The sequence below is a fragment of the Mycobacterium spongiae genome (assembly GCF_018278905.1).
In the GTDB taxonomy this organism is placed as follows: Bacteria; Actinomycetota; Actinomycetes; order Mycobacteriales; family Mycobacteriaceae; genus Mycobacterium; species Mycobacterium spongiae.
The window spans coordinates 526,463-549,532 of the sequence record NZ_CP046600.1 but is presented as its reverse complement, the minus strand read 5'-3'; the positions used below and the strand labels follow the sequence as shown (position 1 = coordinate 549,532).

The following is a 23,070-nucleotide window of genomic DNA, read 5'->3' as shown; positions in this document are numbered from 1 at the left end:
GCCTCACTCTCCTTCTGTTTGCGTTTCACCCAGCATCGCGGTAGCACCCGCGAGCGGATTCACCAATTGCATATAGGTCGGGGTATCGCTGTCGCCCAACAGAATTGCCCGCCCGGGTGGCAACCTGCTGAATCGCTGACCGCGGATCTTGCCACTGTCAGCCGGATTGCCCGCCAGCATCAACGTGGTCGCCTGCAGGTCGTTGAAACGGCGCAGCAGGGGGCTGGTCATCAGCGCGTGTGCTGATCCGGTGGCGCGCGCGGTAACAATCACCCGCAGCCCCAAATCCGCCGCCTGAGCAAGTAACCCGATTAGCGGAGTCCACGGGCGCTGTCCGATGTACTGGCCGGTCATTGCCGGTGAATCAGGTATCTGGTCGACGTCATCGATGATCAAGTAGTGCGTATGACCCTCGTAGCTCCACCGCGCCAGCTCGGCGGCAGAGGCGCCGGCCGGTGGGCGCCTCGACTCGATCAGGTTGGCCAGGCCGAGCATCGCCGGAATGATGCGGTCGATGTTGGCGGTGTATTCGTTGTCGGGGAACAACGGCTCGTCGACCAGGTGCAACCGGCGATCGAGCACGGAGAATGCCACTCGATCAGCGGTGGTGTTCTCACGGATGGTGCGGATGAGGTGACGCAGCAGGGTGGTCTTTCCGGACTTGCTGTCACCGAAGACCATCAGCAGGGGGTTCTCGGCGAAGTTGAGCACCACCGGTGCCAGGTCTTCTTCACGCTGGCCGATGACGACGCGATCCGTTCCTCGCGAGAGCGCGCCAACTGCCTCGGGCGCGAGGTTCGTCGGCAGCAGTCGCACCGGCGGAGCACTGACCCCAGGATGGCGGGCATTGATCGCGGCCACCTGGTCCAATTCTGGCGCGGCAAAGAGGAAATGCTGTGCATCCATGGTCAAACCACGTCCCGGCTGGTCGTGCGGAACGGCTTCGGCCGGGCGACGCAACGCCCCGACCACCCGGACATTGCTATCCCGCGGGTCGTGCAGCCGCAGCTCGAGCCGCAACCCGAGGCCGTCGCGCATCGCCAACGGCACCTCCAGCCAGCTCGGCGTCGTGATGATCACATGGATGCCATATGCCAGACCAACGTTGACGAGCTCAGTCACCTTAGCCAGCAACGGATTGCGGGTATTGAATTGGTCAGTGTTGTCGCGGCTGAAGGCATAGAGGTTGTCGACGATCAGGAATACCTCGCCGAAACCGTCATCCAAGGGCGAGTCGCCGCCCGAACCATTGCCGTCGCCATTTCCAGCGCGACCGCGGAATGCCTGCCGCTGTTGCCGGGACAGCAGCAGCTGCTCGAGCTCACCAAAAGTGCGGCGGATGCGTTCGGGCTCCAGCGCGGAAGCCACACTGCCGACGTGCGCCAGATGCTCCAGCGCTCGCAGCTGCCCACCGCCGTAGTCCAAGCAGTAGAATGTGACGGCACGCGGCGAGTGCAGGCTCGCGGCGGACAGAATGAAGGTTTGCAGCGCGGTAGATTTGCCGGACTTCGGGCCGCCGTGGATGATCATATTCGCGGCCGCCGACGTCGCGTCGAATACCAGTGGATCACGGCGCATCTCGAATGGCTTGTCGATCTCACCGAGCGGCCAGCGCCACTGCCCCTGCCTGCCGGCGCGCGCTAGCAAGTCGGTCAGCGGGATCGGCTCGTCGAGCGGCGGCAGCCACAGCTGCGGAGCCACTGGCCCGCAACGCGCAAGCTGCTCGCCGACGGTCGCGATGAGCTTACGTGGCGGACCGGTCGGCTCTTCTTGGTCGCCGCCGGAGATCACGGTGCCCGGGTCCGGTTCAACAGCTGTGGCGGTGAATATCTTTGGTTCTGGAATAGATTGCACTACAAGCGCTTTAGTGGCCTGCGGCGGGTCGTAGATCCCGTCGACATAGGTGCTGCGGAACTTGATCGGGGTGGCACCGGGAGCCGGTACCAAGAAACCGGCGCCCTTGTGCTCTTTGCCGGACTCGATGTGATAGGCATCCTCCACGCCGATGATCTGGCGCGAAACGCTGGCGCTCGCTACCTTCAAGCCAATCCGATATGACGTGTTCTTGTCGATGTCTTTGATCTTGCCGACGTCCAACGTCTGGGATGCGAACAGGATGTGGATCCGGAACGAGCGGCCTTTGCGCGCGACGTAGTCGAACAACTCGGCATATTCCGGGTGATCGGCCAGCATCAGGGTGAACTCGTCGGCAACGACGAACAATGTTGGAATCGGCGGGAGATCGTGCCCCGCCGCAGCCGCGTTTTCGTATTCGAGCACCGAGTTGAATGCGCTGCCCTGCACCCGACGGCCGGCCTCGCGCAGCAGCACCTCGCGGCGGGCCACTTCGCCACGGAGCGTGTCGGCGAATCGATCTGCCAGCGACTTCTTCTCGGCCATGTTGGAGATCACCGCGACCACCTGCGGAAAGTTCCGGAAGCTGTCGGCGCCGGCCTCCCCTTTGAAGTCGGCGTAGATGACGATCAGCCGGTCGGCGGAGTGAGTGGTCAACAGCGACAACAGAATCGACATCAGCGTTTGGGACTTGCCCGAGCCGGTCATTCCGATCATCAGGCCGTGCGGACCCATTCCGCCTTCAGCCTCATCTTTGAGGTCGAACATCAGCGGCTCGCCCGTAGCCGTGACTCCAATCGGAACGCGCAACTCGTCTTCACGGCGTCGCGGCGCCCACAGGTCTGCCACATCCAACCGCGACGCGTCCGGTATTCCCAGCAGGCTGGTGAAGGTGGCGCCGCGAGTCGCCGCGGAGCGCAATCCGGTGTGCGTCGGGTTCGAATCCCACCTCGACAGCCGACGGGCCAGATGGGCAGCCTCGTCTGCCCCGAGCTGGTCGGCCGTGGCGACAAAGGGTTGCCAGCCCCCGGCCTGCCAACGCTCGAGACCGCCGTGCACAAGACGGAAGATCGGTTTCTCGGGATCCGAATACTGCTCACGGTGTGGCGGGGTTGCGGAGCAGTGCACAACCGTGACGCCCGCACGGCCCATACCCAGCGTGGACGCGGTCACGTCGTAGTCCGGGTCGTCGACGATAATCAGCAAGTGCCGCAACGCATCAGCGGGGCCACCGGTAAACGCCGGCCGGTCCAGCAGGGCTGGCCCGAGCAATGCGACCAAATGATCGGGATCGTCGCTGAGGTAGCGCGCCGGGCCGACACCGTCAAGCTGGCCGGCGATATCGACGTGCGGCAACCATTTCAGCCACGACCAGTCGCGGCTCTCGAGACCGCGCGTAGCCAGCGCTACCCCCAGGACCGTCGGGTCGTGCCAGCTCGCCGCTTGCGCGATCCAGGCCCGCAACGCGGCTCTGGTTTTCTCGAGGCCCCCATCATCCTCGGCGACCAACGTAATCCGAGAAATCTTGGTCACATCGATGCCGATAGGCACGTCGCGAACGATGCGCTGCGTATCGAGCAGACTGCGCAATGCACTGTGCGACACCGGTTCCAGATCGATCTCGTCGGCGGAGTCGTTCACCCGCAGCGCAGTGGCTAGCGGTGCCGTGTGCCGGCCTACGCGCAGCACCAGGAAATCGGGATCGTGCGGGTCACGCTCCCACTGTCGGCGGGACCCAGGCACCGATCTCAGTTCCGCGGGTTCGGGATGGGACCACTGGGCGGCGGCACGCTGTTCGGCGGCCTGAGCCCGGATGTTGTCGCGGATCACCGAGAGGTATCGCAGATAGTCGGCGCGCTCTGCGTCGACCTCCTCGGTCCGCATCTTCTTGTCGTTGCCGCGGTAGAGCGCGGTGGCCGCCAGCAGCAGCACGAACGGGAAGAACAGGATCTGCGGCGAGATCAGCCGCATTCCGGTGGCGACCAGCGCGACAATCATGCCGACGATGAGCATCACGATCAAAAACGGCAGCGCGCGCCGCAACAGCGAGGGCGGAATAACCCTGGGCAGCTCGGGAGGCGCTTCGATGGCGATGGCGCCTTTGCGGCTGGCTGGCACCGGCAGCCGCCGACGGGCCTCGAAGATCAAGCGGCTCATCAGGGTTGCCCTTCTGCCGAGACGGGCCGACCCGGCTTGGGATCGGGTGCCAGGCTGTCGTGGGCCAGCAGTGCGTCGGTGCGTGACAGCGTCGGGCCCGCGGCGAACAGCGAGAGCACCGACCACGGGATCGGCACCGCGGGCGGGTTGAGGCCTAGCGCTTCAACCGTTTTGCCTTGGCCACCGGCTCCATTGCCGGACTCGGTGTCAATTCCGTAGCGCACCCCGGTGTCGGAGACCCAGAACAACGATCCGGCGGCGGGTGCCGCGGCATCGCCGCCCACTGCCTGGGTGAAATAGCCGGTGCCTGGTGGCATTGCGACGCGGGTGGCTGGACCGGCGACCAAGTCGACAGTGCGCATATCCTCGGGCAGCGGCAGCGCAGAGCCAGCCATCAGGCTCAGTGAGCTCGCGGCCGCACCAGCCGGCTTGCTCCAGTACGCGCAGGTGACCGGGTCGCGGGTGACATCGACCAGCGTGACCGGCTGGTCCGGGTAGCGCGTGGTGTCCAGAGTCCGCGACACCGGCAGCTTGGCGACTTCGTCGGGCCCAAGTCGTGGCGGCTGCCGCAGACCAAACGCGTCGGTGTTGCGCAGGATCGCGGCCAGCACCGGCGAGATCTGTTGCAGACCGTCGGGCAGCACCGCGTAGTAGCGCATCCCTTCAGATCCGTCCTCGGCTGAGCTGTCCAGCGAGTACGCCGCGACAACCGCACCGATCGGTGTGGACAAGCCATAGTCCGGCAGGTCCCCAGCGTTCGGAATGGCCGGCGCCGTCAGGGGCGGCGCTTCGGGTATCGCGTTGAAAAGCCCCCGCGCGATCGCGCGCGGGGCAGGCAGATCAACACCCAATCCAAGGGCACTGGTGACCGCGCGATCGGCCACATCGATCCGGCTGCGTCGACCGTTCCACAGCAGCCAGGTAGCTGCGCCGTTATCGACGAGCACCGCTTGGCTCGGGCCGAGCGCGGCCGCGCGGGCGCCGCCGCCCTCCGGTGGACCCGCGATGACCGACACGCCCGCGCTGTGGGCACGACGGCCGCCTTGGGCGGGCCCCACGACGGTGTCACACACCGTCCAGTTCGCGTCGCTTGAGGTGTCTTGCACCATTCGCTCCGGTGCACCCGGAATACCAATCAGGTTGCCGCGCGGAATCCGATCCAGCTCGCTGGTTTTCACGGTCGTCGGGCTGACCGGGCGACCGACGATCAGCCGAGCCGAGGTCAGATTGAGCACCGGGTGCAACTCCTCCCCCACCCGCACATACAGCGCGTGGGTCGACCGATCCGCGAGCACTGCGTCGTTACCCGCCGACCCACTCGGCCGGATCCACGCGAATACAAAGCAGCCAGCCAGGCCGGTAATCACAATGAGCGCGCCCATCAGCACCGCGCGCGACTGGGTGCGCAGCGGATCGACCAGCATCCGGGTGTCGTGCAAGGCGATACCAGACGCGATGCGCCGCATCACGAACCGCCAACCGGTCACCTGGTGGCGGGTGACAAAACCGCGGCGGTAGACCACTTTGTCCGGGTTGTCGTTGGCCGGGGTTCGCGAGGCAAACGAACGCCGCGGCTCGCCCCATTCGTCGTCCGGCTCGTTACTTGTCATGCCGGCACCGACAATCCCAGACCACGCAACAGCGGCTCCACCGATTGACTGACGTCATCGTCGGTGATCGTCATCAGCTCCTCGTCACTGAACTCACCGGTTCCCGCATGTTCAGAATGGTCCAGTCGGAATTCTCGTTCTTCTTCCGAACGTTCGACGATGTTGCGAACAAAGCGGCCGTTGCCTGCGATGTCGAGGCTGCGTCGCGAGACTCCGTTGGCGTCCGGTGTCGACTCTGCGGCCAACTTGGCGAACAACGCCTCCATATGGTCGAGCGCGGACTGTTCGAAGAGGCTATCCCGCTGTTCGGCCATCTTGTGCGCGATCTCCACCAACTCACTTGAGGCGTACGACGGAAAGTCGATATTGCGGGTGAACCGGGACCGCAAGCCCTCGTTGGTATCCAGAAACCTGTCGAGATCCGCCCGATAGCCGGCAATGATGACGACCAGGCGGTCACGGTCGTTTTCCATGCGGGCCAGCAGCGTGTCGATGGCCACCAAACCGAAGTCGTTCTTGGCGCCGGTGGCCACCAGGGCGTAGGCCTCGTCGAGGAACAGCACACCGTCGAGGGCACTGTCGATGATCGCGTTGGTCTTCGCCTCAGTCTCGCCGATGTGCTGACCGATGAGATCGGCGCGATGCACCTCGCGGATGTTCTCTCGCTTCAAAACGCCCAGGCCGCAATAAATCTTCGCCACGACCCGGGCGATGGTCGTCTTGCCGGTTCCGGGTGGGCCGGCGAACACCAGGTGGTGGGTGCGCTGGGCGACGGTAAGCCCACGCTGCTTGCGCACTAGTTCCATGGCGACCGAGCTCTTCAACCGGGATACCTGGTTTTTGACTTCATCCAGGCCGATGAACTCGGCGAGCTGGAGTTCGGCCTCGTGCAGCAGCACGGCTTTGCGTTCCTTAGCCGCGGGGTCGACGAAGTCTTCGACACTCGGCTCGGTGGCCGCATCCCACGGATCGGTTCGAGCCTCGATCCGTGCCGCCGTGGTGGTCACAATCCCGAAGCTGGTGTCGGTCAGAGCGTGCTCGACTTGTTCGTTTTCGGGGTGGGCGGCGTACAGGTCCTGCAGAACCTCGCTGGCTGCTTCCTCGTCGACGTGCACACGCAGCACCAGCCCCTTGGCCAGGGCACCGTCGACCGCGGCGACCGCGACAGGACCGTCAGGTTCCTCCAGGTAGGACAACGCCGGCGCGTACATGCCCAGCCGGGCCAGCGCGGTGCCCAAGGTGATCTTGGCCGCGTGTGCGTACGCCTCGTCGAGATCGGGGGCATTGACTATCGGGGTCAGCAGCTTGACGACATCCGACCAGCGCTCGGCACGGTAATTGATCACAACCTCGACCCAGCGGGCGTCTCGCCATTGGGGACGACGTTTGGTGATCGCCGAGACCAACTCGTTGGCCTTGGCCAACTGCTCGGCCTCTCCTGTTGAGGCCAACGCTGCGGCATATGCGAGATCGAAATCATCTGGGCCGGTAGCACGAAACCGCAAGTAAAGGCCGGCGTCGTAGCGGAACCCCAGGAGCCCGTGCGCAAGGTCGACCTGGCGTTGCAATGCGCCTGCGGTGGCCGCGGTAGCCACGATCGCTTCGAGAACGGGTCGGGACACATCACCCGCGGCCGCCACGCCAGTCCACGCATCACACTGGTCGTAGGCGACACGCGTGAGAGCAGCGAAGCCCGACCGAGCGGCGGCCAAGTCGGCTGGACGCTGGCGGTCGTAGACCACCAAACCGAGCGCCCGGCAGCACGTCGCAAACCTGCTGATGACGTCCGCATCGACCTTGTCGGGTACCCGCGACCGCACGGAGTTCGCTGCAAGCATGCCGGTGTTGTTTTGTTCCACGCCCCCGCCCTCTGCACCTAACGTCGTCAATGGACAACCCGACTGAAATCTGCCCCGAAGTTAGCATTGCATAAGCTAACTGTACAGACGCTCAAATCTGGTCTTTCCCAGACTCTAGGCAGGTCATCGGGCACGATCTGCAAGGTCACGACAGGTATTCCTCCACTGGCAGGGGCACGCAGCACAGCCTAGCTTACTGAACATGATTTTCATTACCGACCGGGGTGGGGGCCTAGCCAGCACAAGGAACCGATCGCGCAGTCACCCTGAATGGGTCGCGCCCGGCCCGACCTAAGTTCCCGGCGTGGCCGCCGGTTTGGCCGCACTAACCAGGGTGTTGCGGATGAGTATCGGTCCGGGTTCGCTATCCGGTCCCGGCACTGGCCGGCCGACCTCGCGAAGGTAGTCGGTCAACGGGGTGCCGATCGCAGTCCAGCCTCGCGCACCGAACCATTCGGTCGCTGGCGCACACTGCTCGTTGTAGACCAACTGAAAAAATGGACACTGGCCACCCGCGGCGGCCGCGCGTTCTTCTTCGAGCTTGGCGGCAAACTCGTCGGCAGGCAGCGGACCACCGTCCTCGATGGCGACGTGGCTGCCACCGCAGGTCATCGTGTCGATAGTGGTGAAGAGCTGTTCCTGGGCGGTGGCCGGGAGATAGATCAGCAGGCCCTCGGCAAGCCACGCCGACGGCCTGGCCGGGTCGAAACCGCTGTCCTGCAGAGCGCGCGACCAGTCGTCGCGTAAATCAACGGCGACCTCACGACGCTGTGCCCGCGGCTCGAACCCGCCGCCGGTGAGCACCTCACGCTTGAAGTCGAGAACCTGCGGACGGTCCAACTCGAAGATCGTTGTCCCGGCGGGCCAGGTCAGCCGGTAGGCGCGCGAGTCGAGTCCGGCCGCCAGGATGACCACCTGCCGCGCACCCGCGTCGGCCGCACGGCCGAAGTACGCATCGAAATACTTCGTGCGAGCCCCTTGGAAGTTGACGAAATGCTCCCCAAAGTCAGCGGACTTCAGCTGGTGGTCGGGAGCCCGGCCGTCGATGACATCGGCCCACGAACCGCCAACGGCGCGACAAAACACCTCCGCATAAGGATCGACGACCAGCGGGTCGGGCTTCTGTGCCTCCAGGGCTCGCGCGGTCGCGACAAACAGCGCGGTCGCGCCGACACTCGTGGTGATGTCCCAGCTGTCGCCTTCGGTGCGCACTCAACCGACCCTACGCGTCGCCGCCGCGGCGCATGCCGTTGCTGCCGGTCACGTGTCCTTGACGGCGACAGCTAGCCCTTACCGGGGTCACCCGCGGCATCGGGATCCCACGTGCCCGGCGTCATCGGCATCGTTGGTCCGCCACCGAAGCCATCGCCCTCCAGCGTGGTCAACCCGGCGACCTCGCGGATCGCCCCCTTGCGCGCGGTTCCGGTGAAACCCAGCGCTCTGGCACCGTGGTCCGAGGCCTCCGCGGCCGAGTCTTCGCCGTCCGGGGTGCCCCAATCCGGGTCGACCTCGATATCCATACTCAGGAACTCGTCGCCGTGCCCGTGCCTCTTCGCGCGTCGGCGCCGCCTGGCGCGAGCTTGTTCGCGTGCGGCGGCCGCCGCTGCCACCGCGGCGCTGTCCAGTTCGGGCGCCTTCCGTTGTGCGCTCGCGCTGGCGCTCATTCCCGAACCGAATCCAATGCCGGGAGGAGCGATGAGGTAGGGGAAGCCGAAACCTCCACCCCCAATACCCGGTGGCGGGGGCGCGGCCGCGGTAGCGACGGTGCTCACCGCGGGTGCAGAGGCGGGAGCCGCGGGAGCGGCAGGTGCCGCACCCGCAGCCACGACGCTGGGAGCCATGCCGACCGCCGGCAATACCGGGGGCACGGCCGCAACGGGTGCTAGCGCCGGAAGCACCGGCTGGATGCCAGCCAGCCCGGATAGCCCAGCAAAGCCGGTCACCACCCCCAGGTTCGAGACGGCGCCACTCATCGCGACTGCCAGCAACTGCGGCGACTGAGCGAGCGCCTGACCGAGTTGGGCCACGTGGGTGGGCCAGTCGAACAGGGCAAGTTCAACGATGAACTCCATGGCGCCGGTCGGATTGGTGAACAATTGTTGGACAAAGGTTTGGAACTGCTGACCCAGTTCGAGGCCACGCGCAAGCCACCAAATCGGTTGAGTTGCATCGGAAATGTCGTGGACGTGGACGCCGTTGAGGGTGCCTTCGAGAGGGTCCCAAATCACCCGGCCACCACTGATGACGCGCAAAACCTCAGCAACGAAGTAGTCGATCAGGGTGGGGTCGCCATGGTCATGGTCGTGGTCATGTCCGTGGTCATGGTCATGGTCATGGTCATGGTCATGATCATGGTCGTCGTCGTGGTCCCCGTGATCGTCGTCGTGTTCGCCGTGGTCGTCGTCCTCGTCTGCAACCTCGGACTTCAGAATCGGCGGCGCCGCGCCGGACTGTGGCGTCGCAACGAGTGCCGTGTCGGAGACGGCTTGGTAGCCACCCATCGTCGCGGCTGCCTGAATCCACATGCGGACGTAATCGGCCTCGTTGAGCGCGATCGGGATGGTGTTGATCCCGAAGAAGTTCGTCGCCAACAACACTCCGTGGACGACGTGGTTGGCGGCGAGCTCAGCCAGGGTCGGCATGGCCGCCAGGGCCGTGATGTAGGCGGCGGCGACCGTTTCATGCTGGGCCGCCGCGGTCGCGCTGGTCGCGCTGGCCCGAGTCAACCACGCCAGATACGGCGCGTGGGCAGCTACATACTGCTCGGCACTAGGCCCCTGCCATGCGCCGCCCTGCACTGCGCCAAGCACCGCGGTGAGCTCGTCAGCCACGTCGGTGTATTCAGCACTCAGCGACGACCATGCGGCCGCGGCCGCAAGCAACGCCCCAGGTCCCGGGCCACTGCTCAGCATTGCCGAATGAACCTCGGGCGGGGAAGCCATCCACACCGGAGCTGTCATCGCCGAACGAACCGCCCGGCCTTGATGAACATGATTTTCATTAGCGACATTCGACACCACGCGGTGAGACATCGCAAGTCCGACTCGCGCCGCGGTGGACGACGGACCCGCGGTGACTGGCTCGGAGGGTATTCGACGGCACACCCCAATCGTCAGCGCCGCGACCCGGAACGACCAAGAACGAAGAGCAAAGTCTTGAGAAATACTTCGGTCGTTTGGCCAGGAAGGGGGATATCGTAAGAACGGCCGTTTTCCCCTGGAGACCGTGGGACCAGGTCGGCATGACAGCGCAGTCATAGCTCTGGGAGGACAGATGTCTTTCGTCATCGCGGCGCCGGAAATTATCGCGGCCGCATCAGCAGAATTGACCGGTCTCGAATCGACGATCAGCGCGGCCAACGCCGCCGCGGCAGCCAACACGACGAACGTGCTCGCCGCAGGCGCCGACGAGGTGTCGGCAGCGATCGCGGCAATGTTCGGCGCCCATGGACAGGCCTATCAGGCCTTTAGCGCCCAGGCGATGGCCTTTCACACCCAGTTTGTGCAGAACTTGACCAGCGGTGGCGCCGCGTACGCGGCCGCCGAGGCCTCGGCTACATCGCCACTGCTCGCCCCGATCAATGAGTTCTTCCTGGCGAACACCGGGCGCCCGTTGATCGCCAACGGCGCCAACGGCGCCCCGGGGACCGGCGCCAATGGCGCGGATGGCGGCTGGTTGATCGGCAACGGCGGTAACGGCGGGTCCGGGGCGGCCGGTGTGGGCGCCAACGGCGGTAACGGCGGTAACGGCGGGGCCGCCGGTCTCCTCGGCATGGGTGGGGCCGGAGGGGCCGGCGGCACTTCCGACATCGCGACCGGCGGGTTCGGTGGTGCTGGTGGGTCCGCCCTGCTATTCGGTGCCGGCGGTGCTGGCGGCGCCGGCGGCGGCGCAACAGGTGGGGCCGGCGGGGCCGGCGGGGCCGGCGGCAACGCCGGGTTGTTCGCAGGTGCCGCCGGCGTGGGCGGCGCCGGCGGGACCGTCGGGTTGGGCGGCACCACCGGCGGGGCCGGTGGTGCCGGCGGGGCCGGCGGGCTGTTCGCCAGCGGTGGAGCCGGCGGAGCCGGCGGGCAAGGCAACACCGGGGATGGTGGTGCCGGTGGGGACGGTGGGGCCGGCGGGCTATTCGCAACCGGAGGAACCGGCGGGGTCGGCGGACATTCCATCACCACCGACGGCGGGACCGGAGGGGACGGCGGTGCCGGCGGCCTGTTCGGTGCCGGCGGCACCGGCGGCAGCGGCGGGTCGGGCATAAGCGCCGGCGGCGCCGGCGGCAGCGGCGGCAACGCCGGCATCCTCAGCCTTGGTGCCGCCGGTGGGGCCGGTGGAGCCGGTGGGCAGGGCTTCGGTGCCGCTCAATCCGGTGGGGTCGGTGGAGCCGGCGGCGACGGCGGCTTGCTCTTCGGCGACGGCGGAGCCGGCGGCGCGGGCGGCAATGGCGGCCCCGTCAATGGCAACGGTGGCGCGGGCGGGGCCGGTGGCAACGCCGGCCTGCTCGCGGGCTCCGGAGGCACCGGAGGTTCCGGCGGCAACAGCGCTGTGCTCGGTAGCACCGGCGGCGCCGGTGGTACTGGCGGCACGCCCGGGCTGATCGGCAATGGCGGTAATGGAGGTAGCGGCGGTACCGGCGCCGACGGTTTGCCGGGGACAACGGGCGGCGCCGGTGGGGCCGGCGGCAATGGCGTGCTGATCGGCAATGGCGGTAACGGCGGTAGCGGTGGCTTCGGCGCAACCCTGGGCGCGGACGGCACCGGCGGCTTCGGCGGCGCGCTGTTGGGCGCGGACGGCTTCAACGCCGGGCCTAGCCCCAACCCAATACACGCTCTACAGCAGCAGGTGCTGACTGCAATCAATGGGCCGACCGAGGCACTGACCGGACGGCCGCTGATCGGCAATGGCGCCAACGGAGCCGCGGCTTCCGGGGCCGCCGGCGGGGCCGGCGGATGGTTGTTTGGCAACGGCGGAAATGGCGGGTCCGGGGTACTCGCTGCTGAAGGCGGGGCCGGCGGAGACGGCGGGTTCCTCTTCGGCAGCGGCGGCACCGGCGGGGCCGGCGGCAACAGCGCCGCCGTCGGCGGACTCGGCGGAGCCGGCGGCGTGGCCTTCCTATTCGGCTCCGGCGGCACCGGCGGCAGCGGCGGGCTCGGGATCGGCGTCGGCGTAGGCGGGACGGGCGGGACCGGCGGGGGTGCCGGGTTCCTCTCAGGTGCCGCCGGAACCGGCGGCAGCGGCGGCAGCGGCTCTGGGGCCGCCGCCTTAGGCGGCGTAGGCGGCAATGGCGGAGCGGGCGGGCTGTTCGCCAACGGCGGGGCCGGCGGAACCGGCGGGTTCGGCGTTACCGCCGGGGCCGGCGGGAACGGCGGGGAGGGCGTGCTGCTCGGCGAAGGTGGTACCGGCGGAGCCGGCGGGAACGGCAGCACAACCGGCGGGACCGGCGGTGCCGGCGGCAGCGGCGGGCTGTTCGGCGGCGGCGGCACCGGCGGCAGCGGGGGTTCTGGTACCGGCGCCGGGTCCACCGCCGGCACCGGGGGGGCCGGCGGCAATGCCGGCGTGCTGGCCATCGGTCCCTCCGGCGGCGCCGGCGGGACCGGCGGGGGCGGCCTCGTCACCGGTGGTGTCGGCGGGACCGGCGGCACCGGGGGCTTGCTCTTCGGTGACGGCGGCACCGGCGGCGGCGGCGGATTCGGTGCTGCCGGCAACGGTGGGGCCGGCGGGACCGGCGGTAGCGCTGGGCTCCTCGCTGGCTCCGGCGGAGCCGGCGCAGCCGGTGGGGCCACCGGCGGGGCGGTCAACACGGGGGGAGCCGGCGGGAACGGCGGAACGGCCGGTCAGATCGGCAACGGCGGCAACGGCGGGGCTGGCGGCGACGGCGCTGCTGGCGGGGCTGGCGGGACCGGCGGTAACGCCGTGCTGATCGGCAACGGCGGCAACGGTGGTAACGGCGGAGTAGCCGGGGGCGCGCCCGGTGCCGGCGGCACCAGCGGGCTGATCATCGGCGAGGACGGGCTCAACGGCTTGACGTAACCGGCGGGCTTGGGCCAGCCGGCACGGGCTCCGACGGCTACTACACCAGTGGCCGCCCAGTTTTCACGCGCAGATCCAGGTCCCAGAGCATCAGATTGAAAGGGAACTCTCGGACAATCCGTGGCATCAGCCGGTTAATCGAGCCCACCACTGTCATCAGCGCATCGAAGCGCTGCTGCTTGCCGGCATCCCAGGGCAACCGCATCTCGTCACGAAACCGCTGCGGCAGAAAGCCGGTGGTGATCAGGAGCGCGACGTTCTCCAGCCACCACCGCAGCGGACCCGGCAGCACGATGCCTCGTATCCGCGACACGGCGATCGGGTACAGGTATTCGCGAACGGCGTCGTCGATGTGAACCTTGTCCAACGATTCCTGCCAATACTGGTCGAAGGCCGCCCGATCCGCCGGCCACATCTCCGGCGGTACCTGCAACGTGGTGGCAAGCGTCATCCCGTCGCGATAGTGGCGCTCGGCTTCCTCTTCCTCCAGCTCGCCAACGAACATGCGGTGAACATCAAGAGTGCCCTTGTAGAGACACGCCGCGACCCACAGTTGTAGTTCGGGATCGAACGCGTTGTATTCGACCGGGCTCTCGCGTGTCGAGCGAACCTGTGCATGCGCACGGTTCACCGCGCGACGGAATGTCGCCTTCTGCGCGTCGCTGCCCGATATGGCCACCGCGATGTAGGTAAATGTGGTGCGCGCCCGCTTTATCGGATGGCGGTCGATTCGGCCGCTGTCGACACGGCTCTCCATCACCCCATAGCCAACCCCGGGACGCGCCAACTCCATGATCACGTTCGCCGGGCCGGCGAGCAGCCCCACTCCGATCAGGCGATCCCGGTTACGCGCCCGGCTGTTAGCCGGTCGACGCTGGCCACCTCGCCGAGAGCCGAATGGCTCCGCGACGGCACGCTCGACATGCGGAATGGAGTACTGTTCGGTCTGCTGAAACACCACCCGAAGACCTCCCGCCGCGCAAATTGCGACAACGTTGGTTGTCTGATATTCGCGTACGTTACCCTAGTCTCAAGGAGGCGTCTATGACTCTTAGTGACCGGCCGTACCGGGGCATCGAAGCCGCCGAGCGGCTGGCAAACCGTCGTGGCCGGTTGCTCAGCGCCGGCCTGGACCTCCTGGGTGCCGATCCGCAGAACTATTCCGAGCTGACCGTCCGTGGGATCTGCAGTCGGGCCGGCCTCACACCACGCTATTTCTACGAAAGCTTCGCCGACAAGGACGCTTTCGTCGCCGGTGTCTTCAATTGGGTGGTCGCCGATATAGCCGCCACCACCCAGGCGGCGGTAGCGGCGGCACCGCCGAACGAGCAGAGCCGCGCGGGTATGACCAACATTGTGCGCACGATCGCCGATGACGCCCGCATCGGACGTTTGCTGTTCAGCACACAGCTGGCGAACTCGGTGGTCGTGCGCAAGCGCGCCGAATCCGCCGCGCTGTTCGCCATGCTGTCCGGCCAACATGCCGCCGACGCCCTGCAAACGCCGGCAACCGACCGCATCAAAGCTGGTGCACACTTCGCGGTGGGCGGGGTCGTACAGACCATCAGCGCCTGGCTTGCCGGCGATGTGCAACTCGATCCCGACCAACTCGTCGATCAGCTGGCCGCACTGCTCGACCAGCTCACTGACCCCACCGTGTACAGCCCCGATTTGGCGGATGTCGCGGTCGACGCCGCGAATCCATCATCCGGAGGCGGGCTCGCCAGGTGAGTCACATCGGCTAGCGACCCGCCGCTATCCGCGGGCGGCGCTCCGCTGCGGTCCGCGGTACCGCAGGCACGTCACTTTTTGCGAATTCCTTTATCCAACAAGCGAATTCTAACGTAATACCGTCTGGGTCCTGGAAGTAGAACGACCGCACATACACCCCCGGATGCACCGTCGGGGACACCTGCATTGCGCTCTGGTCATGGTTGAGCACCGGACCGACCCGCACACCTTTGTCCTTGAGTCGCTGCCGATAGGCGTCGAACTTCTCGGCTGGCACGTGAAAGGCGAGGTGGTTCATGGTGCTCACCGCGCTGGTGATGTCCCCGATGCCCGGGATCGCGCCCGGCGACGAGATGCCGGGAACGCGATCGGGCGCCTCGGCGAACCAGAAGAACGCGACGCAGTCCCCATTGCCCGCGTCGAAGAAGAAGTGCTGACCCTGTCCGCCGGGCAGATCGAGCGACTTGATCAACGGCATACCCAAGATGTTGCTGTAGAAGTCGACAGTGCGTGCCATGTCCGAGCACACCAGCGCGACATGGTTGATCCCGCCGAGCTCGAATTCGGTGTTGGTGTTGTGCGGCTTGATCATCGCGGCTCCCATCGGTCCCGTTCCCTTGGGTGCAAGGTCTGGCCGATATCCAAATCTGAATCTAACATCAGATTCAGATTTGGACCAGAGCTGCCGAAGGGAGGGCGCAGCAGGTGGCGACCGCGTCCGAGCAGCACGGCCGACCCGGCCGGTTCCCCACCCATCGCGGCCGCCGGACCCAAGCCGCAATCGACGACGCGGCGCGAGTAGTCATCGCGCGCAAAGGGATCCTGGCGACCACCATCGCCGATATCGCCGCTGCGGCGGGCCGCTCGGCCGCATCGTTCTACAACTATTACGACTCCAAAGAGGCGATGGTGCGGCAGTGGGCCGTGCGCTTCCGCGATGAAGCCAACCAGCGGGCGCTCTCGGTAACCGGCCACGGGCTATCCAACCGCGAGCGCGCGTACGAGGCGGCCGCCGCGCATTGGCACACCTATCGCAACCGCCTTGCCGAAGTGATCAGCGTTTCGCAGCTGGCGATGGTCAACGATGACTTCGCGCAGTACTGGGCTCAGATGTGTGCCATCCCAATCTCCTTCATCGCCGAGACAGTGAAACGCGCCCAAGCCGAGGGTTACTGTCCCGGGGACGACCCCCAGCTGATCGCTGTGGCGATCGTGGCGATGTTCAATCAGTTCTGCTACATCCAGCTCAGCGGGCCGCGATCCAGCGAACCCGACGACCAGGCCTGCATACAGACGCTGGCCAATATCTACTACCGAGCCATTTACGGCGAGGAGGTTCGCTGAATTGCCTGCCCACACAGGCGCACCGGAGATCACTCGAGAGTTCGTCGGGCTGGCGTCGCCAACCGCTGGGCGCGCCGGTGCGGGCGGGCACCCGTGCCAGGGGCTCTACCACTACGCCGCCGGATGCAAACCGACGGTCGCGATCATCGCCACGCACTATCAGATCGATTTCTCCGAGCACTATCTCGCCGACTACATCGCCACCCGTGGTATCGGATTTCTGGGCTGGAACACGAGATTCCGCGGCTTCGAAAGTAGCTTTCTGCTCGATCATGCCCTGGTCGATATCGGGGTCGGGGTGCGCTGGCTGCGCGAAGTTCAGGGTGTGGAAACGGTGGTTTTGCTTGGTAATTCGGGGGGTGGTTCGTTGATGGGTGCTTATCAGTCACAGGCGGTTGAACCGAACGTGACTGCGCTGCAAGGCATGCGGCCAGCCACGGGTTTGGCCGAACTGCCCGCTGCCGACGGCTACGTCGCGACCGCCGCGCATCCCGGGCGACCGGATGTCCTGACGTCCTGGATGGACGCGGCAGTGGTGGACGAGAACGATCCGGTGGCAACAGATCCCGAACTGGACCTGTTCAACGTCCGCAACGGCCCGCCATATTCGGCGGAGTTCCTCGGCCGCTACCGCGCGGCGCAGGTCACTCGCAACCACGCCATCACCGAGTGGGCCGAAGCAGAACTTCAACGTGTTCGCGCGGCCGGGTTCTCCGATCGGCCATTCAGCGTGATGCGCACCTGGGCCGACCCGCGCATGGTCGATCCCAGCATCGAACCGACGAAACGTCAGCCCAACCAGTGCTACGCGGGCACACCGGCCAAGGCGAACCGGTCCGCACACGGCATCGCCGCGGCGTGCACGCTACGCAGCTGGCTCGGAATGTGGAGCCTGCGGGTGGCACAGACACGGGCCGAGCCGCACCTGGCCCGCATCACCTGTCCGGCCCTGGTTATCAATGCCGAAGCCGACACCGGTGTTTTCCCCTCCGACGCACAGCACATCTACGACGCGCTGGCGAGCACCGACAAGACGCAGGGCTCGATCGACAGCGACCACTACTTCACCACTACCGGCGCGCGCACGCAGCAAGCGGACACCATAGCCACCTGGATAGCCCAGCGATGGCGCTGAAACAACCCCCGACACCTCCCCTGCGCGTTCTCGCACACTTCGTTGCTGGAGCCACTGTGCTTGACATTGTCGCGGCTGAACGCGAGTGGCTTGATGTCCGCTGGTGCGCCGAGAATGACGATGAGTGTTTCTACCGGGAGCTACCGAGCGCGGACGTGATCTGGCATGTGCTTCGCCCGCTATCGGCCACCGACTTGCAGCAAGGGAACCGGCTGCGGTTGGTGCACAAACTCGGCGCGGGTGTGAACACCATCGACGTGGCGGCCGCGACCAAACATGGCATCGCAGTGGCAAATATGCCCGGTGCCAACGCGCCGTCGGTCGCCGAGGGAGCGGTGTTGCTGATGTTGGCGGCGTTGCGCCGACTGCCGACCCTCGACCGCGCGGTCCGCGATGGGCGCGGCTGGCCCGCCGACCCCGACCTGGGCGAAACAGTGCGCGACATCGGCGCCTGCACCGTCGGTCTGGTCGGCTACGGAAACGTCGCCAAACACGTCGGCAGCATCGTCTCCGCCATGGGGGCCACCGTCCTGCACACCAGCACCCGCGACGACGGACGGCCCGGTTGGCGGCCCCTCGCGGAACTCCTGGCCGCCAGCGACGTCGTCTCGCTGCACCTGCCGCTGACGACGGACACCCATCACCTTCTCGACAAGCATGCACTGGCCGGAATGAAACCCAACGCAGTTCTGGTCAACACCTCACGCGGTGCCGTCGTCGACGAAGTCGCGCTTGTGGACGCACTGCGTGACGGATCGCTGGCGGCCGCGGGACTCGACGTCTTCGAGGTGGAGCCGATAGCACCCGACAACCCTCTGCTCGGCCTGGACAACGTGGTGCTCACACCACACGTGACCTGGTACACCGCTGACACCATGCAGCGCTATCTGAGTGAAGCGCTCGCCAACTGCCGTCGGCTGCTCAACGAGCAGCCGCTGGCCCATGTCGTTAACCAACCGGGCGATCCCTAGCTCGACCCGCCTGCGCATCACTGGACCGCGGCCGTCCTTTCTAGGGGACCGAGGCGACCTCGCGGCCGCAGACGTTGGTCTCTTGTGATGCGCGGGGCTGCGCCGCGTGCGGTTGTCTCGATCAGCCCGGTGGATCAGTCGAAACGCTAGCGGGGTGTAGGAGTTGCGGATACTATTTTGACGTTTCCGAAAATAAACTCTCTCGACAGGAAGAGGCCGGCTGTGTCATACCTGGTGACGGTCCCGCAAACGGTCGCGACAGCAGCCGGAGACTTGGTCACGATCGGATCGTCGATCGTCGAGGCGAACGCCGCAGCCGCGGCCCCGACCACCGCACTAGCCGCAGCAGCCGCCGACGAAGTATCGGCCGCCATCGCGCAATTCTTCGGCGCGCACGCACAGACCTATCAGCAGATCAGCGCCGAAGCCATGGCCTTTCACCACCACTTCGCACGCTCGCTCAGCGCGGCCGGCGCGTCCTACGCCAGCGCCGAAGCGGCCACATTGCAAAGCCTGCAACAAGACCTACTGAGCGTCATCAACGCGCCCACACAAGCCCTGCTCGGACGCCCACTGATCGGCAACGGCGCCAACGGGACGGCGGGGACCGGGGAACACGGCGGAGCGGGCGGGATCTTGTTTGGCAATGGTGGGGCCGGCGGGTCCGGCGGCGTCGGCCAGAACGGCGGCAACGGCGGCAACGCGGGGTTGTTCGGCTCCGGTGGTGCTGGCGGGACCGGCGGAATTGACTCCGGCGGTGGCGCCGGCACCGGGGGAAGCGGCGGACGCGCCGGCCTAATCTTTGGGGCCGCCGGTGTCGGCGGTAACGGCGGAATCGGCACCGCCATTAACGGCAGCGGCGGCGGGGCTGGCGGAACCGGCGGGGCCGGTGGGCTGTTCAGTGCCGGAGGTGCCGGCGGCAACGGCGCGGTAAACCCGGGCGGCGGTGGCGGCGGTGGGGACGGCGGAAACGGTGGGCCTGGCGGAGTGTTCGGCCCAGGAGGTGCCGGCGGCAACGGTGCGCCGAACCCCGGTGGCGGCTCCCCCGGATCGGGCGGAAACGGCGGGGATGGCGGACTGTTCGGCGCCGGCGGTGCTGGCGGCAATGGTGCACCGAACCCTGGCGGCGGCAGCGCGGGACCTGGCGGACACGGCGGTGCCGGCGGGATGTTTTTCGGCGCCGGCGGCGCTGGTGGCGCGGGCGCGGCAAACCCCGGCGGCGGCTCTGCCGGGCCTGGTGGAAACGGCGGTGATGGCGGATTGTTCGGTCCCGGCGGTGCCGGAGGTCCGGGCGGCAACAATCTCACCGACGCAACGACGACGGGCAGTCCCGGCGGGGCGGGTGGAAACGGTGGGACCGGCGGGTTGTTTGCCGGTGCTGGCGGAGCCGGCGGGGCAGGCGGGGACAATGAGGAAGGTAGCGGCCCCGCCGGTGTCGGCGGAGCCGGCGGCGACGCCGGGATGCTTTCCGGCGCCACCGGCGGGGCAGGCGGGAACGCCGGCAACAACATCTCCGGGGGCCTACCAAGCGTCGGCGGGGCCGGCGGCAACGGAGGCCTGTTCGGTAACGGCGGGGCCGGTGGGTCCGGCGGTCAAAGCGGTAGCAATGACGGCGGCGCCGGCGGCGACGCCGGGCTACTCTTCGGCGTCGGCGGCGCCGGTGGCGCGGCATCGTTGTTCACCACCGACGACGGCGGCAGCGGCGGGGGCGGCGGTGCTGGCGGGCTCCTCTTCGGTGCCGGTGGCGCCGGCGGGGCCGCATCGATATTCGCCTCCGGGGCCGGCGGGACCGGCGGGAGCGGCGGTAGGGCCGGGTTGATCGGCATTGGCGGGGCCGGAGGATCTGGCGGCGAATTCGCTGTTGGTAGCGGCGGGGCTGGCGGCACCGGCGGAGCTGGCGGGACGCTCCTGGGCTTCGGTGGGGCCGGGGGGGCCGGCACCATCGTCGCAGGCGGTACGTCGGGCAACGGCGGGGCGGGCGGCAACGCCGGGCTGATCGGCGTGGGCGGCAACGGCGGTACCGGCGGTGACGGCATCGGTTCCGGCGCAGGGAACGGTGGTTCCGGTGGAAACGCCGGGCTGATCGGCATCGGCGGTAGCGGCGGAAACGGTGGAGACGGCCAGTTTGGCGGTACCGCCGGCACCGGCGGCACGGGCGGCAGCGGCGGCACGCTGCTGGGCACCAACGGAATAGATGGATCAGACGGGATCGTGCAGCCGTAGCGACATGTCGGATTAGCTGGTAGACCGCCCGATCGAAGTATCGAAGCCGGTTGCCGCATGCCCCCCGATGACCCGTAGAGGCCTAACCATCACACGGCGATCCATGAGTGCGACGCCCGGTGACTGAGCAGCGACACTATGCCCTAACCCGACGGGCCGGGCGCCCCGTTAAGACCCAACAGCCCGCCGGAACCGCCCATTCCACCGCTGCCGCCGGTCCCGTCGGGAGAGCCAGACCCCCCAGGACCGCCGGCCCCCCCGCTACCACCGTTACCGATAAGGATGCCTCCACCCCCGCTACCGCCGGTCCCACCGCTCCCGCCGCTGGCGGAGGCTAACCCAGGACCGCCCAGACCGCCGGAGCCGCCGGAGCCGCCGCCACCGACAAGCACCCCACCGCTGCCTCCCGTCCCTCCCAGACCGCCAGCACCGCCGGATTCGCCAGCATCGAGGCCAATCCCGCCGCTTCCCCCCACCCCGCCGGCGCCACCGGCACCGATCAACCCGGCAGAACCGCCGCCGCCCCCGGTCCCGCCGCCCCCGCCACTGCTAGTCGTACCGGCACCATCCGCGCCGCCGCCGCCGGCCCCGCCAACCCCGCCATCACCGAAGAACCACCCGCCGCTACCACCGTCGCCACCGCGCCCGCCAGCAGCGCCATCACCGCCTGGAAAGGTGGGTCCACCAAGGCCGCCGGCGCCGCCGGCACCCCCGGCGCCGATCAGTCCAGCGGCCCCGCCGACCCCACCGATACCGCCGGCCGATCCCAAGCCACCGTGGGTTCCGCCATTGCCGCCGGTCCCGCCGGCACCGCCGGTCCCGAATAACCACCCACCGGTCCCGCCCGCCCCGCCAGTCCCGCCATTCCCACCGACAGCCACGCCACCAGTATCGACACCGTCGCCGCCACTACCGCCGGCCCCACCGACACCGATCAGCCCGGCGTCACCACCACTGCCACCGTCGCCGCCAGGGCCACCGCCCGGGCTGCCGGTGCCGCCGATGCCGCCGGTCCCACCGGCCCCGCCGGCGCCAATGAGCAGCCCACCGTGGCCGCCAGCTCCTCCGTTTCCGCCGGCCTGCCCAAAGGTGCCCGAGGCGTCGCCGCCATCACCGCCGGCCCCGCCGACCCCGATCAGCCCCGCGGCGCCACCGTCGCCGCCATTGGCCCTACCCCCGATGGAGTCCCCGCCGGTGCCGCCGGCTCCACCGTTGCCATACAGCCACCCGCCCGTGCCGCCGGCTCCACCGGTGCCGCCAGCACCGCCGGTCGCACTACCGGCTCCACCGGCCCCGCCGGCACCACCGAATCCGATTAGCCCGGCGTTACCACCCATCCCACCGGTGGCGGCGTTGCCGTCAGCCCCGCCGGCCCCACCGGCCCCACCATTGCCGTACAGCCAGCCACCGTGCCCACCGGCACCGCCGACACCGCCCAGGAAACCGGCCCCGCCGGCCCCGCCATTGCCAATGAGCCCCGCAGCACCGCCGGCACCACCGGGCGCGCTGTCGCCGCTGGTGGGGCTGTAGCCATTGCCACCGTTGCCGTACAGCAACCCACCGGCCCCGCCGTTCGGATTTGCCGCCGTCCCGTTGGCGCCGTTGCCGATCAGTGGGCGTCCGAGCAGGGCTTGTGTGGGCGCGTTGATGACGCTCAGTAGGTCTTGTTGCAGGCTTTGCAATGTGGCCGTTTCGGCGCTGGCGTAGGACGCGCCGGCCGCGCTGAGCGAGCGTGCGAAGTGGTGGTGAAAGGCCATGGCTTCGGCGCTGATCTGCTGATAGGTCTGTGCGTGCGCGCCGAAGAATTGCGCGATGGCGGCCGATACTTCGTCGGCGGCTGCTGCGGCTAGTGCGGTGGTCGGGGCCGCGGCTGCGGCGTTCGCCTCGACGATCGACGATCCGATCGTGACCAAGTCTCCGGCTGCTGTCGCGACCGTTTGCGGGACCGTCACCAGGTATGACACAGCCGGCCTCTTCCTGTCGAGAGAGTTTATTTTCGGAAACGTCAAAATAGTATCCGCAACTCCTACACCCCGCTAGCGTTTCGACTGATCCACCGGTGTGACCGCGATAGCAACTGACATCGCTCCTCGACGAGTGGGCCGCCGACACCGGCGCTATCTGTCCGAAGCCGGCGCCATCTGCAGTCAGCTGCTCTATGGGCA

The 23,070-nt window shown here is 67.7% G+C and carries 14 protein-coding genes; 6 read left to right on the top strand and 8 right to left on the bottom strand.

The window, feature by feature from the left end; genetic code table 11:
• Positions 1-3 precede the first annotated feature (3 nt).
• From eccCa to F6B93_RS02085, 5 genes are all read right to left on the bottom strand, one after another.
• Entirely contained in the window at positions 4-4,011 is a 4,008-nt protein-coding gene (eccCa, locus tag F6B93_RS02105) for a type VII secretion protein EccCa (protein ID WP_211697516.1), read from the bottom strand.
• Positions 4,011-5,621, bottom strand: a complete 1,611-nt coding sequence (gene eccB / locus F6B93_RS02100; RefSeq protein ID WP_211697515.1) for a type VII secretion protein EccB — start codon at positions 5,619-5,621, stop codon at positions 4,011-4,013. The genes eccCa and eccB overlap by 1 nt, the downstream gene beginning before the upstream one ends.
• Positions 5,618-7,459 carry a type VII secretion AAA-ATPase EccA gene (gene eccA / locus F6B93_RS02095; protein ID WP_425518521.1) on the bottom strand — a complete coding sequence of 614 codons (1,842 nt, stop codon included), beginning with the start codon at positions 7,457-7,459 and terminating at the stop codon, positions 5,618-5,620. The genes eccB and eccA overlap by 4 nt, the downstream gene beginning before the upstream one ends.
• A 312-nt stretch (positions 7,460-7,771) precedes the next feature.
• Positions 7,772-8,692, bottom strand: coding sequence for a class I SAM-dependent methyltransferase (locus F6B93_RS02090; RefSeq protein WP_211697513.1), 921 nt, complete (start codon positions 8,690-8,692; stop codon positions 7,772-7,774).
• Positions 8,693-8,763: 71 nt separating this feature from the next.
• Positions 8,764-10,440 (bottom strand): PPE family protein, encoded by a 1,677-nt coding sequence (locus tag F6B93_RS02085; RefSeq protein WP_211697512.1) that lies wholly within the window; start codon positions 10,438-10,440, stop codon positions 8,764-8,766.
• A 313-nt stretch (positions 10,441-10,753) separates the two neighbouring features.
• Between F6B93_RS02085 and F6B93_RS02080 the strand changes: the two genes are divergently transcribed.
• A complete protein-coding gene (locus F6B93_RS02080; RefSeq protein WP_211697511.1) occupies positions 10,754-13,501 on the top strand; it encodes a PE family protein in 2,748 nt (915 codons plus the stop codon).
• A 40-nt stretch (positions 13,502-13,541) separates the two neighbouring features.
• On the opposite strand, the gene F6B93_RS02075 is transcribed toward F6B93_RS02080, so the two are convergent.
• A complete protein-coding gene (locus tag F6B93_RS02075; protein ID WP_211697510.1) occupies positions 13,542-14,462 on the bottom strand; it encodes an oxygenase MpaB family protein in 921 nt (306 codons plus the stop codon).
• Positions 14,463-14,545: 83 nt separating this feature from the next.
• On the opposite strand from F6B93_RS02075, the gene F6B93_RS02070 reads away from it, so the two are divergent.
• The gene (locus F6B93_RS02070) at positions 14,546-15,232 is read left to right on the top strand and encodes a TetR/AcrR family transcriptional regulator (RefSeq protein ID WP_211697509.1); all 687 of its coding nucleotides are present in this window, start codon (positions 14,546-14,548) and stop codon (positions 15,230-15,232) included.
• Positions 15,233-15,242: 10 nt separating this feature from the next.
• Here the strand turns inward: F6B93_RS02070 and F6B93_RS02065 are convergent, their stop codons facing one another.
• Positions 15,243-15,824 (bottom strand): VOC family protein, encoded by a 582-nt coding sequence (locus F6B93_RS02065; protein ID WP_211697508.1) that lies wholly within the window; start codon positions 15,822-15,824, stop codon positions 15,243-15,245.
• A 113-nt stretch (positions 15,825-15,937) separates the two neighbouring features.
• Between F6B93_RS02065 and F6B93_RS02060 the strand changes: the two genes are divergently transcribed.
• The 4 genes from F6B93_RS02060 to F6B93_RS02045 all read left to right on the top strand — a co-directional run bounded on the left by F6B93_RS02060 (position 15,938) and on the right by F6B93_RS02045 (position 20,905).
• Entirely contained in the window at positions 15,938-16,576 is a 639-nt protein-coding gene (locus tag F6B93_RS02060) for a TetR family transcriptional regulator (protein WP_211697507.1), read from the top strand.
• A 1-nt stretch (position 16,577) separates the two neighbouring features.
• Positions 16,578-17,711 (top strand): alpha/beta hydrolase, encoded by a 1,134-nt coding sequence (locus F6B93_RS02055; protein WP_211697506.1) that lies wholly within the window; start codon positions 16,578-16,580, stop codon positions 17,709-17,711.
• Positions 17,702-18,682, top strand: coding sequence for a 2-hydroxyacid dehydrogenase (locus F6B93_RS02050; RefSeq protein WP_211697505.1), 981 nt, complete (start codon positions 17,702-17,704; stop codon positions 18,680-18,682). The genes F6B93_RS02055 and F6B93_RS02050 overlap by 10 nt, the downstream gene beginning before the upstream one ends.
• Before the next feature lie 222 nt (positions 18,683-18,904).
• Positions 18,905-20,905 (top strand): PE family protein, encoded by a 2,001-nt coding sequence (locus F6B93_RS02045; RefSeq protein WP_211697504.1) that lies wholly within the window; start codon positions 18,905-18,907, stop codon positions 20,903-20,905.
• A gap of 143 nt (positions 20,906-21,048) precedes the next feature.
• Here F6B93_RS02045 and F6B93_RS02040 read toward each other — a convergent pair whose 3' ends face one another.
• The gene (locus F6B93_RS02040; RefSeq protein WP_211697503.1) at positions 21,049-22,869 is read right to left on the bottom strand and encodes a PE family protein; all 1,821 of its coding nucleotides are present in this window, start codon (positions 22,867-22,869) and stop codon (positions 21,049-21,051) included.
• Between the last annotated feature and the right edge of the window lie 201 nt (positions 22,870-23,070).